Genomic DNA, 12,347 nt, shown 5'->3' with positions numbered 1-12,347 from the left:
TGCTCCCGCCCGTCAGCCGGAGAACCACTGGAACGGCTGGGGGGCCCAATCAAGGACGAAGCCTGACGGGAAACCGCGCGTCAGGTCGGCGAAGTCGCCGACTTCGGCCAGGGCCGGCGGCTCGTACGCGGCTGGTGCGTGCATGACCTTCTCCTTTCAGAGATGATGTCGGTCACGCCCATGTCTATCTACCCGGCACTGTCACTGACAGTAGCTATTCGGTTACTAATAGCGATGACCATGGTCACGGTTTCTGTGCCGGCCGGCTACTGGTCGCAGGGGACTGGGGACGGACACGCAGGGGGGTTGGTAGGGACGGGCACGCAGGGGGGCTAGGGGCGGGGTCGCAGCGGATTGGGGACGGGCACGCAGCGCATCGCGCCGCCGTCGGCGCCGAGCCAGCGCAGCAGCAGGTTGGCCTTGGCGGGCACGTGGTCGGCGGCCAGCAGGGCGCGGACCTCTATGTGGTCCGCCGCGTACCCGGCGAGCAGATCTCTGGCCCATGCCCACAGCTCACCGCCGAGGCCCGGGTGGCGCTCCTCGATCGCGCCGGCGATCTCCCAGAGATTGTTGGTCACCAGGCAGTAGACCAGCCGCTCCCAGCCGTAGGCCGCGCTGACGCCTGGTGTCGTGTCCGGGTGCCGGTCGGCGACCAGCTTGACGCCCTCGTGGTCACGGAAGATCACCTGCGCCGGGCCGCCGGTGGCGTCCACGCCGATCAGTACGTTCTGCAGGTGGCACTCCAGGACCACGCCGTGACGCAAATACGCGTGCAGGGCCGGCGGTACGACGTGCTCCAGGTAGCCCTGCCACCAGGCGAGCGCCCGGTCCTCGTCGAGGCCGTCGAGCGGGTTGCCGGGAAAGCCCTCGCTGATCCCCGCCGCCAGCAGTGCCGTCAGGCCGGGACGCAGGTGCGCCCCCAGGCCGTCGCGCACGACCACCGCCAGCGCCTCACCACCGTCGCCATCGCCGAGGTCCACGGTGCGGTAGCCCCGGTCGGAGAGTACGGACGGTCTCGGCAGATGCGCGGGCAGGTCGTCGAAGACCTCCCGCAGCCGGCGGTCGACCGCGGTGAGTTGGCGCAGGTCGCGGGCCCAGAGGCGGCGGACGTCGTTGGTGATCCGGACGTCGAGACTGAACTTGCAGAACAGATCCACGTCGGGCAGGTAGACGGTGCGCAGCGAAGAGGTGGGTACGGCCATGGCGGTGGTTTCGCCGAGATAGAGCAGTCGGCCGTCCCGTACGGCGGCGGTCTCGCCCAGATTCCGCAGCCGCCCGTCCCGTAGGGCGGCATGGCCGCCCAGCAGCTCAAGTTGCCAGGGGTGGGCGGGCAACAGGAGGCCGCCATCGGGCGGCGGCGGTCCGAGGGCGTCCAGCGCGGTGGTGTCGCCCTCCTCCAGCACGATCTCGGGCGCTAGCCCGAGCAGGATCAGCGGGAAGCGGGCGCGGGCCTCGGGCGCGTAGGGGAGCCAGGCGTCCGGACCGAGCCCGCCACGGGCCTTGGGCGCCGGGTGGTAGCGGTGCCCGGCGACCAGGGCCTGCTCGGACCGCAGGAACAGTTCGGTGGGTTCGATGAACGGCTGGGTGCTGGATGTGGGGGTGCGCCGGGTGGACAGCAGAGTGGCGACGACGTCTCTGCTGTGGCGGATCTCGCTCGCGAGGGTGTCGTTGGACACGCCGGTGTACGCGGTCAGCTCCTCGGTGGTCAGTGCCACCAGGAGGTCCAGGGACAGAGGGAGCCAGCCACCGGGCGTGTACAGGGCGGGGTGACCGGGGTAGCGTCCGGCCCGAACGCGCAGCAGGTGGCCGGTCGCGGGCAGACGGTAGGTCTGATGGCCGTCGTTCTGGCCGCTCTCGGGGCTGACCACTTCGCGGACCAGGCAGTTGAGGAGAGCCGTCATCGTGAGAGCGTCGGCGACGGTCACCTGTGCCGCGTCCGGCCCCTCGGGATGATGCGCCATCGCGGATCCCTCACCACTCGTATCGGTGGTCATACACTGGGTAACTACCCGTTATGAGTATTGAATTGGAGGATCCCCCTCAAGGTCGGGCAGAAGCGGAATTTGCCGCAACGCTGGCACAGGTCCGTCCCGGTCTGGCCGCCGCCTACGCCGAGGCGCTGCCGGGGGCGCGGGCCACCATCCTGGGCCTGCTCTGGCGGGGGCTGCTGTACGAGCCGGTGCCCGGGATGGCCGGGCGGGAGAGCCCAGACGGGCAGGACGGCGCGGCCCGGCGGGACAGCGTGGTCGGGCGGGTCCGGTTGGCCGATGGGCGTCTGCTCACCGGGCCCAGCCGCCTGGCGTACGACCTGGGGGCGGGGGAGGACCCGGCGGTGCTGCTGGATGGGCGGGCCTACACGCGGCCGGGCGAGCTGCTGGCGGCGCTCGGGCTGCCGGGATCGGAGCGCTTCGGCGCCGATCTGGACCGCAGCGTCGCCTCCCTGGCGCTCGCGCGTGCCGGAGCCAGGCTGGGGCTGGGGACGGGGGCGGAGGAGGGGTCGCTGGAGTGGTTCGAGCAGAGTGTGGTGGACGGGCATCCCTATCATCCGTCCTGTCGTAACCGGCCAGGGGTGTCGCCGGCGGAGCAGATCGCGTACATGCCCGAACACCGGCCCGTCGTCGATCTGGATCTGGTGGCGGTGCCGGCGTCGCGGTGCGTGGTCATCGGGGCCTGGCCCGACTGGCTGCGCGACGGTGACCGGCTGCTGCTGCCCGCCCATCCGTGGCAGAGCAGGCATGTGCTGCCGGAGGTGGGGTTCCGGCCGTTCGTGGCCGGCGGGATAGCGGCCCGGCCGCTGATCTGTGTACGTACGCTCGCGCCCGTCGGCGGCGGGCCGCATTTCAAGACGGCGCTCTCCACGCGGCTGACGTCCAACGTGCGGGACATCTCGCCGGGCTCGATCCGTGACAGCGCGCCGCTCTCGGCCATGCTGGTGCACCTGGCCCGGCGGCTGGGCGGGCCGCTGCGGATCACCCGCAACCTGGCCGCCGCCTGCGCGGTGGTGGACGGCGAGCCCAGTGCCGACCTGGCGGTCCTGGTGCGCGAGTCGCCGACGGAGTACGCGGGCGCGGGCGAGACCGTGCTTCCCGTGGCGGCCCTCATCGTCCGGCCCCCGACCGGCGGCCCGCCCTTGATCCACGGCGTCGTCCAGGCCCTGAGTGGTGGCTCGCCTTTCCACGGCGTCGTCCGGTCTCCGTCCGGCGGTCCGCCCTTCGTCCCCAGCCTGGATGCGGCCGTGGAGTGGCTGGGGGAGTTCGCGCGGCAGGCGTTGGAGGCGGCGCTGGGGCTGCTGGCGTACGGCGTGACGCTGGAGGCGCATGGGCAGAACCTCCTGGTTGTCCTGGACCGTCACGGTCACCCGATCCGCCTGGTCTACCGGGACCTGGCCGACATTCGCGTCAGCCCCGCGCGCCTGCGCCGCAACGGCCTTACGCCGCCGCCGCTCAGCGCCCGCCTCATCACCGACGATCCGGACGAGTTGCACGCCAAGCTGTTCGGCTCGCTCGTCGGTACCACGTTCAGCAGCCTCGTCTCGGCTCTCGGGCAGGGCGACCGGGAGGTGGAGGAGCGGCTGTGGGCGGTGGTGGTGGCGGTGGCCGGCCAGGTCTTCGACGACCTGCCCGCCACCGCCGACACCCGCGCCGACCGGGCGGCGCTGTTCGGCGCGGAGCTCCCCGTCAAAGCGCACACGGTGATGCAGTTCGAAGGCGGCCCCACCGGCGACCGCTGGGCCCGGCTGCCCAACCCGTTGTCGCGGACCTGACCCACGCACCTCTCACAGACACGCGGATCTGGCCCACATGCCGGTCTCAATGTGCGGATCTCACCGACGCAACCCCTCAGACGTCGAAGCCCACCGGCACCCGGGCCCCCGTGCGGGCCGACTCCAGGGCGGCCGTCACCATGGCCAGGCTGCGGATGTTGTCATGACACTCACCCTGCGGCGGCCGCCCAGTACGCAGCCCGGCCAGGAACTCCTCCAGCCCCTCTGCCAGCCCGCTGAACCGGGCCCGCCCCGGATACCGGTCAGGTTCGGGTGGATGTCTGCGTACCTTGTGGCCGTTTGCCCCTTCCACCGTCGGCCGCTGTTCGCCGTCCCAGCGCGCCGTGCCGTGCGTGCCGGCGGCCCGCCAGCTGCCGGTCCAGGACGTCGCCTGGCCGGGCGCGGACCAGCTCCCCGTGAAGGTGTAGCGGAGCCCGCCGGTCATCTCGAAGATCGCCGTGGCCGAGCAGGTGCCGGGATACCAGGTCCACGGCGGCCGGAACGACTCGCAGTAGACGCTGACCGGATCGGCCCCCGACACCGCGCGGGCCGCGTCGAACAGGTGAATGGCCATGTCCTGTAACAGCGGGTGCTCCAGCGTGTCCAGGAACGGCGGCCCCTTGTACGGCATGAAGAACTCCGAGGTCAGCAGCCCGAGCGGCCCGAGCTCGGCCACGGTCCTGCGGAAGGCCACCAGGTTCGGCAGGAAGCGGCGGTTCTGGTTGACCGCGAACAGCCGCCGCGCCCGGTCCGCCGCGCTCACCATGCTCCGCGCCTCGTCGAGCGTGATCGACATCGGCTTCTCGCTGAGCACCGACACCCCGCGCTCCAGGGCGGTGACGGTGACCTCGCGATGAGCCCCGGGCACGGTGCAGTTGACGATGAAGTCGGGCTCCTCGCCGTCGAGCACGGCGGTGAGCGAGGCGCTGACGGGCAGCCCGTCCAGGCCCAGGGCGGCGGCGGAGGCGCGGGCGCGCTCCTCGGCCACGTCCACCCAGCCGACCAGTTCGGTGCCGGGATGGGCGAGCAGTTCGGGTGCCCACTGGCCGCCGATGTACCCGGCGCCGACGACCACGGCCCGCAGCGGACGGTCCTCCTCGAGGGTGATGAAGGTCATGCGGCTCCTACCAGGTGATGGGGGTGTGGGCGTTCCGCAGGGGGTCGCCGACGCCGGACGCGGGGGCGGCCCACAGCACCGCGTTGGCCAGCACGCGCCGTACGTCCGGGTGGTGGTAGACCGGGTGCCCCTGATCGCCGGGGCTGAAGTAGAAGACCCGGCCCAGGCCCCGGCGGTAGCAGCAGCCGCTGCGGAAGACCTCGCCGCCGCTGAAATTGCTGACGAAGACCAGCTCGTCGGGTTCCGGGATGCCGAACGGTTCGCCGTACGTCTCCTGCTCGCCGATGACCAGCGGCCGCGGTACGCCCTCGGCGATGGGGTGGCCGGGGGCGACCGTCCACACCAGCTCGCGCTCGGCCGCGTCGCGCCAGGTGAGCGAGCAGGTGGTGCCCATCAGTTTGCGGAAGATCTTCGAGTAGTGGCCCGAGTGCAGCACCAGCAGGCCCATTCCGCCGAGCACGCGCTGATGCACCCGCTCCACGACCTCGTCGGACACCTCCTCGTGGGCCATGTGCCCCCACCAGGTGAGCACGTCGGTCTCGGCGAGGACCTTCTCCGACAGCCCGTGCTCCGGTTCCTCCAGGATCGCGGTGCGCACCTGTACGCGGTCGCCGAGCCGCTCGGTCAGGCCGGCGGCGATCGCGCCGTGAATGCCCTCCGGGTAGCGCAGGCGTACGTCCTCCTCGCGTGGCTCGTGGTAGTTCTCGCTCCAGACGGTGACCTTGATCGGCATCCGTGTGCCTCCCCGAGGGGCCCTGCGGCCCTCTGAACGTCGTGGACCCTTTGTTGGATGGTTCTCGCCGCTATCGGGGGCGTTGAAGCCGGTTTCGGGGGAGAGGATGGCCCCGATGTGCCTTTCGTGGCGATTCAACGGCCAGGTGACTCCGCTGGCCGTAAAGCACGGCCACATCCGGCCGGTGGCGGCGTCATCTGCGCTGATCCTTCTTCGCGGATGATGAGCTGAAGGTCGCAAAGCCGCATGTTGCCCAGGAGCGCCCATGTCCACGATTGAGACGCCGGAATCCCAGCAACGCCCCGCCGAGCCGCCGGTCATCGAAGAGCCGGGCCGCCGCAGGTGGGTGACCGCGGGGATCGGCTCGGCCGTCGCGCTGGTCGCCCTGGCCGCGGCCGGGTACGGCATCTTCCAGACCGTCTCGGCCAAGCCCGCCCAGCCGTACGGCGGGACGCCGCCCTGGTCCATCCCGGACGACCCGGCCCCCGGGATGAAGGCCGCCGGTCTCACCGCCGGGCCGATGGGCACCGCCGAGCACTACCACGCCCATCTGAGCCTCTTCGTGGACGGCAAGGAGGTGGCGGTCCCGGCCAACATCGGGATCGAGGGGGAGGAGATGACCCCCGTACACACCCATGACGCCCGCGGCGTGATCCACGTCGAATCCCGCGCCAAGGGCGAGGTCTACACCCTCGGCCAGATCTTCAAGCAGTGGGGCGTCACCCTCTCGGCGAACCAGATCGGTGCGCTGCGGACCGGCAACGGCAAGGTGCTCACCACCCAGGTCGACGGCAAGCCGTTCACCGGCGATCCGGCGACCATCGCGATCAAGGCGCACGAGCAGATCTCGCTCGTGTACGGCGTGCCGGACCCGTCCTTCACCCCGCCGACCAGCTTCGCGTTCAAGGCAGATGAGTAGTAGTACTCACGCCGATCGCTGCGTCAGCCGGTAGCGCGACGGCGGGATCCCGTAGCGGTCGACGAACGCCTGCCGCAGCGTCTCGGCTGTGCCGAAGCCGCAGCGGGCCGCCACACCGGCCATGGGCAGGGTGGTCGAGGCCAGCAGGTGGGCGGCCGCCTCCGTACGGGCCTGCCGGACGAACCGGCCGGGCGTCTGGCCCAGGTCCTTGATGAACAGCCGGGTCAGGTGCCGCTCGCTCACCCCGGCGTCGGCCGCCAGTGTGGCGGTGGTCAGGTCGGCGGCCAGGTGGCTGGTGATGTACTCGGTCACCTGCCTGACCAGCTTGTCCTCGCCCGCCGGCGCGCCGGTGAAGATGCTCATCTGCGCCTGGTTGCCGGGCCGTTGCAGGTAGGTCACCAGGGTGCGGGCGACCTTCCTGGCCAGGTCCGCGCCGTGGTCATCCTCGATGAAGGCCAGCGTGAGGTCGAGAGCGCTGGTGACGCCGGCCGCCGTGATGACGTTGCCGTCGCGGATGAAGATGGGGTCGGGGTCGAAGGTCACCGAGGGGTGCCGGACGGCGAGGTCGCGCGCCCACTCCCAGTGCGTGGTCACCCGCCGGCCGTCCAGCAGGCCCGTCGCGGCCAGGATGCCGGCTCCCGTGCAGACCGACGCGACGCGGCGGCTCTCGCGGGCGAGGCGGCGCAGGTGCGCCAGGATCGGCCGGTTCTCTGCCGCCTCCTGGTGGCCGATTCCGCCGACGACGACGACCGTGTCGAGGGGGCCGGTGACGCGTTCGAGGACTTCCTGGGCTTGCAGCGTCAGTCCGGTGCCGCAGGTGATGGGGTTGCCGCCGAGGGTGGCCAGCCGCACTTCGTAGAGGGGGCGGCGGGCATGGTGGTTGGCCGTCACCAGGGAGGTGGTGATGCAGGCGATGTCGAGCAGCTCCGCCGCCGCGTATCCGATGACGATGATCCGCCGTACGGTCATGGCCAGACCCTACGCCGGAAGGACCTGGACCCCAAGTTTCCGGACCTGTCGATTTGCCCGCCTTTTGGCGGGGAGACGCGGGGTGGGACGGTCGGCGCATGACACAGAGATCATGGGGCCGATTCGCCTGGCACTACGTGGAGATGGTCATCGCGATGTTCGTCGGGATGCTCGTGCTGGGCTTCCTGTTCGACGCCGTCGGGCTCGGGCTGACGTACGAGCGGGATCCCGAGCCGGCCTACCTGCTCATGGCGTTCGACATGTCCGTCGGCATGGCCGCCTGGATGCGCTTCCGGGGTCACGGGTGGGCCGGCACGCTGGAGATGTGCGCCGCCATGTTCGTGCCGGTCGTGCCGTTGTTCCCGCTGCTGTGGCTGGGGGTCATCGACGGGATGGGGCTGATGATGGCCGCGCACGTGGCGATGTTCCCGCTCATGCTGCTGGTGATGCTGCGCCGGCGCGACGAGTACGCCCACGCGCACTGAGCCGGCTGGCGTTTGTAGCAAGCGTTTGGTTGGATCGCTGTATGGACGACCGCGAGATCGCCGACCGCCTCCAGATCGCCGAGGTGCTGGCCCGCTACGCCTACGCCATCGACTCGGGGGACTGGGACCTGCTCGACGAGGTGTTCACCCCTGACGCGCTGATCGACTACCAGACGGCGGGCGGCATCCGCGGCACGCGGGCCGAGGCCAAGGTCTGGCTCGCCGACGTCCTGGCCAACTGGCCCGGACGGCTGCACCTGATCGGCGCCACGAGGATCGCCTTCGAGGCCGGCGAGGCCCGCGTGATCGCGTCGTTCGCCGACACTCTCGCTCCCTCGCGCGAACTGGTCTCCGCCGACAGCAAGGGGCTGATCCAGGGCGGGGGCTGGTATCACCACCGGATGCTGCCCACCGCCGACGGCTGGCGGAGCCGCGAACTCGTCGAGGAGCAGTCCTGGCGCACCATCAGCTGAGATGGGTCCGGCGCTCAAAGCGGTCGAGCTCAGTGTGTGTCGATCAGCACGGCGCCGGTGCTGCCGCGCGGAGTCAGCCTGGCCGCCTGGTCCTCGAACGGGGGGACGGTCTCGCCCGCGATCAGGGCCAGCAGCCGCTGGGCGGCGTGCGCTCCGTACGCCGGGATGTCCCGGGTCAGCGCGGTGAGCGGCGGCCGGACCACCTGGGAGAGCGGTGAGTCGTCCCAGGCGACGATCGACAGGTCGCGCGGCACGTCGAGCCGCATCTCCTGGGCGACCGACAGGCCCGCCACCGCCATGATGTCGTTGTCGTAGATGATCGCGGTGGGCCGCGCCGCCGAGCTGAGCAGCCGCCTGGTCGCCCTGGCGCCCTCCTCGCCCGTGTAGTCGGTGTGCACCGTAACGTGTTCGGCCGCGCCCGCGCACGACTCCGCGAACGCCCGATCGCGCACGGCCGTGTGGACCAGCTCGGACAGCCCGGCGACGCGGGCGATGCGGCGGTGCCCGAGCGCGACGAGATAGGCGATGGTCTCGCGGATCGCCTCGCCGTCGTCGGACCAGACCGCGGGCAGCGGGCCCGACTCGGCGGGATGGCCGATCACCACGACCGGCATGCCCAACTGCTCCATGGCGGGCACCCTGGCGTCGGAGTAACGCAGGTCGACGAGAAAGGCGCCGTCCGTACGGCTCTCGCCCCACCAGCGCCGGTAGACCTCTATCTCCTGCTCATGGTCGGCGACCACCTGGAGCATCAGGGCGTACGAGTGGTCCGCGAGCTCGCCCTCGATGCCGCTGATGAGCTCCATGAAGAACGGCTCGACGCCCAGGAAGCGCGCGGGACGGCACAGCGCGAGTCCCACGGTGTGCGCCCTGGCGCCGTTCAGCGCGCGGGCGGCGCTGTTGGGCCGCCAGCCGATCGCCTCGGCGATGGCGACGATCCTCGCCCGGGTGGCCTCCGACACCCCCGGCTGACCGTTGAGCGCGTAGGAGACCGCCACCTTGGAGACTCCCGCCCGGCTGGCGATGTCGGCGATCGTCGGTCGCTTCACGAAACCCTCCTGTGAACCGGTTATCTTCCCAAACTCTAGGTCACCTACTCCAATGGTCAGTGGCCCCGGCAAAAGCGCTTATCCGGTTCAGCCAGAAATAGTTACCCGGCAGAGGCATAGCGCGGCAGGCTCCCCGGCGTCTGAGGGCTGATATCAACCCTTTGGAGGTGGTCGTGGACGCTGCGGACGAGCAAGGCTTCCGCGAGTTCGTCTCTGCGCGCTCTCCCGCCCTGATGCGGCTCGGCTTCCTGCTCACCGGTGGTGACCAGCACGGCGCCGAGGACTTGGTCCAGACCGCACTGACGAAGCTGGCGGCCAAATGGCAGCGGGTCGAGGCGCCCGAGGCGTACGCCAGGCAGATCATGTACCGCCAGCAGGTGAGCTGGTGGCGCGCGGCCAACCGGCGCGGCGAGGTCGTCCAGGCGGCCCCGCCCGACCTGCCGGGTGCGGACCGCACGCACCAGAGCGAGCTGCGCATGGTGCTGCGCGGCGCTCTGGCCAAGCTCACCCCGAAGCAGCGCACGGTACTCGTGCTCCGCTACTTCGAGGACATGGCCGACCACCAGGTCGCCCGCGAGCTGGGGTGCTCGGTCGGCACGGTCAGAAGCACCACGCACCGATCACTTGCCCGGCTCCGGCTGATCGCCCCCGAGCTGGCCATGGAACTGGAGGCTGCGACATGAGCCGACTGCTTCGCGACACCCTGGAGGAATGGGCCTCGGAGGCGCGGGTCCCGCACGACCTGGCGGACCGGGCGCTACGGAGGCGCGCCTGGCTGCCCATTGGCGCGACGGTGCTGGCGGTCGGGCTGGCGGTGGCCGTCGCCGTGTTCGCCTTCGGCCTGCGGGGCGACAACACGACCGTGCGCCCGGCGACCGACGGCGTGAGTGTCCCGGTCAGGCCGACGGTGACCTCGACCGACGTACGCGGCGACGAGGAGAACGCGCCGCCGCGGAAGCTGGTCGCGGCCGGGAACGTGGCCTTGTCCGCGTACTCCGTCACCAAGGTCGAGAAGCTGGAGGGCGACTGGGTGCGCGCCCGGCGTACCTGGTCGCTCTACGACCCGCGCGATGACACCTACGAGCAGACCCCCTGGGCCTGGGTGGACGTGGCGCCGGGACTCCAGCTCGCCGCGGTGGTCGGGGGCGACCTGATCGGCAAGCAAGTGGGCATCCTCGACATGAACACCCGGCAGATCAAGGCCTGGATCGGGCTGGAGCACGCCGTCGGGTCGGTGGTCTGGTCGCCCGACGGCACCAAGGTCCTGGCCACGGCCTACTCCGAGTACCCGGACCGGTGGCAGGTCCTGGGGAAGGATTCCAGGTCGATGCCCGAGTCCACGCGGATCGGCTATTACGTCATCGACGTCGCCACGGGTGAGGCCGACTACCACGAGCTCGGGCCGATGAGCAGGGACGGGTCTCCAAGCAACTCGAACGCGCGCCAGGATCTCGGCTGGAGCCTGGACGGATCGCTGCTCTGGCAGCCCAGCGTCACCGGGACGGACAAGGTCTTCCTCGACCTCGACGGCAGGCAGCAGGAGGCGCCGGCCGGTGACCAGTACGTCTACGCCACTGGCAGGTCGAAGGTCTCGCCCGACGGCAAGCTGGTCCTCGGCCGCGACGGCCTGCCGACCCGCATCACCGACCGGTCCGGAGCGGTCGTCGGCAGACAGGAGGTGCTCCGGCTGCTCGCCTGGGCCGACAACGACAACGTGGTCGCGCTCGGTTGCGCGGGCAAATGTGGGAACGAGTTCGACAACGGTCTGGTGCTGGTCAGCGTCGACGGCTCCCGGGTGACCCGGCTCACCGGTAGCCATGACAGGAACAACGACCGCTGGGACTGGGTCCTCACGCCGAGAAACTAGGAATCTGGACGCCGGTCAGTCGATCTTGAATTCGTCGACATTCTCCGTGGTCGCGACCTTCACCGGCACGGCCACGGTCTTTTCGATCTTCTCGCCCTTGGCGGCCTTGACCGCGGCCGCCACCGCCTGCTGGCCGAGCAGTGCGGGCTGCTGGGCGACGCTGGCGTTCATCGTGCCCGCCTTGACCGCCTTCAGGCCGTCGGGGGTGCCGTCGAAGCCGACGACCTTGACCTCCTTGCCCGCCTTGGCGCCCAGGGCCTTGATCGCGCCCAGCGCCATCTCGTCGTTCTCGGCGAAGACGCCGTTGATGCCGGGGTGCGACTGGAGCAGGTTCGTCATGACGTCGAGGCCCTTGGTCCGGTCGAAGTCGGCCGGCTGCTGGGCCACGACCTGGATGTTCGGGAACGCCTTGATCCCCTCGGTGAAGCCCTGCCCGCGGTCGCGCGCGGCCGAGGTGCCGGCCACGCCCTGCAGCACGACGACCTGGCCCTTGTGGCCGAGCAGCTCGGCCAACTCCTGGGCGGCCAGCTTGCCGCCCGTCACGTTGTCGGAGGCCACGGTCTGCGTCACCTCGGCGCCGTTGACACCGCGGTCGGCCGCGATGACCGGGATGTTGGCGCGTTCCGCCGCCTTGGCCGCGGGCGCCGCCGCGTCGGAGTCGACCGGGTTCAGGATGATCGCCTTCATGGCCTGACTGGCGAAGTTCTGGACCTGGTTGACCTGCTGGGAGGCGTCGTTCTGGGCGTCGGTGACGGTGAGCTTGGCGCCGACCCTCTGGGCCTCGGCCTGCGCGCCGTCGCGGAGCTGGACGAAGTACGGGTTGTTCAGCGTCGACACGGTCATGCCGATCTTGACGTTGGCTCCGCCCGGTGAGGCGGAGGTGTTCGAGCCTGACGGGCCGGCGGAGCCACAGGCGGTGAGGCCGAGCGCGAGAGCGGCGCCGGCTATGACGAGCGCGGGAATCCGCATGAT

The 12,347-nt window shown here is 70.7% G+C and carries 13 protein-coding genes; 6 read left to right on the top strand and 7 right to left on the bottom strand.

All coding sequences use genetic code 11. The features are described from left to right. Nucleotides 1-12: 12 nt before the first annotated feature. A complete protein-coding gene (locus AB0L53_RS27480) occupies nt 13-144 on the bottom strand; it encodes a lasso RiPP family leader peptide-containing protein (RefSeq protein WP_358533286.1) in 132 nt (43 codons plus the stop codon). Nucleotides 145-332: 188 nt separating this feature from the next. Further along, a complete protein-coding gene (locus AB0L53_RS27475) occupies nt 333-1,961 on the bottom strand; it encodes an IucA/IucC family protein (protein WP_363999396.1) in 1,629 nt (542 codons plus the stop codon). Nucleotides 1,962-2,014: 53 nt separating this feature from the next. Here AB0L53_RS27475 and AB0L53_RS27470 point away from each other — a divergent pair, with 53 nt between their 5' ends. Beyond that, a complete protein-coding gene (locus AB0L53_RS27470) occupies nt 2,015-3,763 on the top strand; it encodes an IucA/IucC family protein (RefSeq protein ID WP_363999393.1) in 1,749 nt (582 codons plus the stop codon). 76 nt (nt 3,764-3,839) lie between these two features. Here AB0L53_RS27470 and AB0L53_RS27465 read toward each other — a convergent pair whose 3' ends face one another. After that, the gene (locus AB0L53_RS27465) at nt 3,840-4,880 is read right to left on the bottom strand and encodes a Gfo/Idh/MocA family oxidoreductase (protein ID WP_363999390.1); all 1,041 of its coding nucleotides are present in this window, start codon (nt 4,878-4,880) and stop codon (nt 3,840-3,842) included. A 7-nt stretch (nt 4,881-4,887) separates the two neighbouring features. Next, a complete protein-coding gene (locus tag AB0L53_RS27460) occupies nt 4,888-5,613 on the bottom strand; it encodes a ThuA domain-containing protein (RefSeq protein ID WP_357939016.1) in 726 nt (241 codons plus the stop codon). Between the two features lie 265 nt (nt 5,614-5,878). On the opposite strand from AB0L53_RS27460, the gene AB0L53_RS27455 reads away from it, so the two are divergent. After that, nucleotides 5,879-6,532 carry a hypothetical protein gene (locus AB0L53_RS27455; RefSeq protein ID WP_363999387.1) on the top strand — a complete coding sequence of 218 codons (654 nt, stop codon included), beginning with the start codon at nt 5,879-5,881 and terminating at the stop codon, nt 6,530-6,532. Between the two features lie 6 nt (nt 6,533-6,538). Here the strand turns inward: AB0L53_RS27455 and AB0L53_RS27450 are convergent, their stop codons facing one another. Beyond that, nucleotides 6,539-7,501, bottom strand: coding sequence for a GlxA family transcriptional regulator (locus AB0L53_RS27450; protein ID WP_363999384.1), 963 nt, complete (start codon nt 7,499-7,501; stop codon nt 6,539-6,541). Nucleotides 7,502-7,599: 98 nt separating this feature from the next. On the opposite strand from AB0L53_RS27450, the gene AB0L53_RS27445 reads away from it, so the two are divergent. Then, nucleotides 7,600-7,986, top strand: coding sequence for a hypothetical protein (locus AB0L53_RS27445; protein WP_358431357.1), 387 nt, complete (start codon nt 7,600-7,602; stop codon nt 7,984-7,986). 41 nt (nt 7,987-8,027) lie between these two features. Beyond that, nucleotides 8,028-8,459, top strand: a complete 432-nt coding sequence (locus AB0L53_RS27440) for a nuclear transport factor 2 family protein (RefSeq protein WP_363999380.1) — start codon at nt 8,028-8,030, stop codon at nt 8,457-8,459. A gap of 29 nt (nt 8,460-8,488) precedes the next feature. Here the strand turns inward: AB0L53_RS27440 and AB0L53_RS27435 are convergent, their stop codons facing one another. After that, nucleotides 8,489-9,508 (bottom strand): LacI family DNA-binding transcriptional regulator, encoded by a 1,020-nt coding sequence (locus tag AB0L53_RS27435; RefSeq protein WP_363999377.1) that lies wholly within the window; start codon nt 9,506-9,508, stop codon nt 8,489-8,491. A 173-nt stretch (nt 9,509-9,681) separates the two neighbouring features. On the opposite strand from AB0L53_RS27435, the gene AB0L53_RS27430 reads away from it, so the two are divergent. Then, on the top strand, nt 9,682-10,191 hold the full coding sequence (locus tag AB0L53_RS27430) for a SigE family RNA polymerase sigma factor (RefSeq protein WP_363999374.1): 510 nt from the start codon (nt 9,682-9,684) through the stop codon (nt 10,189-10,191). Beyond that, complete coding sequence (locus tag AB0L53_RS27425) at nt 10,188-11,375, top strand: hypothetical protein (RefSeq protein ID WP_363999371.1); 1,188 nt, start codon at nt 10,188-10,190, stop codon at nt 11,373-11,375. The genes AB0L53_RS27430 and AB0L53_RS27425 overlap by 4 nt, the downstream gene beginning before the upstream one ends. Nucleotides 11,376-11,390: 15 nt before the next feature. On the opposite strand, the gene AB0L53_RS27420 is transcribed toward AB0L53_RS27425, so the two are convergent. Further along, a complete protein-coding gene (locus AB0L53_RS27420) occupies nt 11,391-12,344 on the bottom strand; it encodes a substrate-binding domain-containing protein (protein WP_363999368.1) in 954 nt (317 codons plus the stop codon). Between the last annotated feature and the right edge of the window lie 3 nt (nt 12,345-12,347).

It is taken from the genome of Nonomuraea sp. NPDC052129 (assembly GCF_040680095.1).
GTDB lineage: Bacteria > Actinomycetota > Actinomycetes > Streptosporangiales > Streptosporangiaceae > Nonomuraea.
Note: the sequence above shows the minus strand (reverse complement) of the source record. Positions and strands in the feature narration are given on the sequence as shown.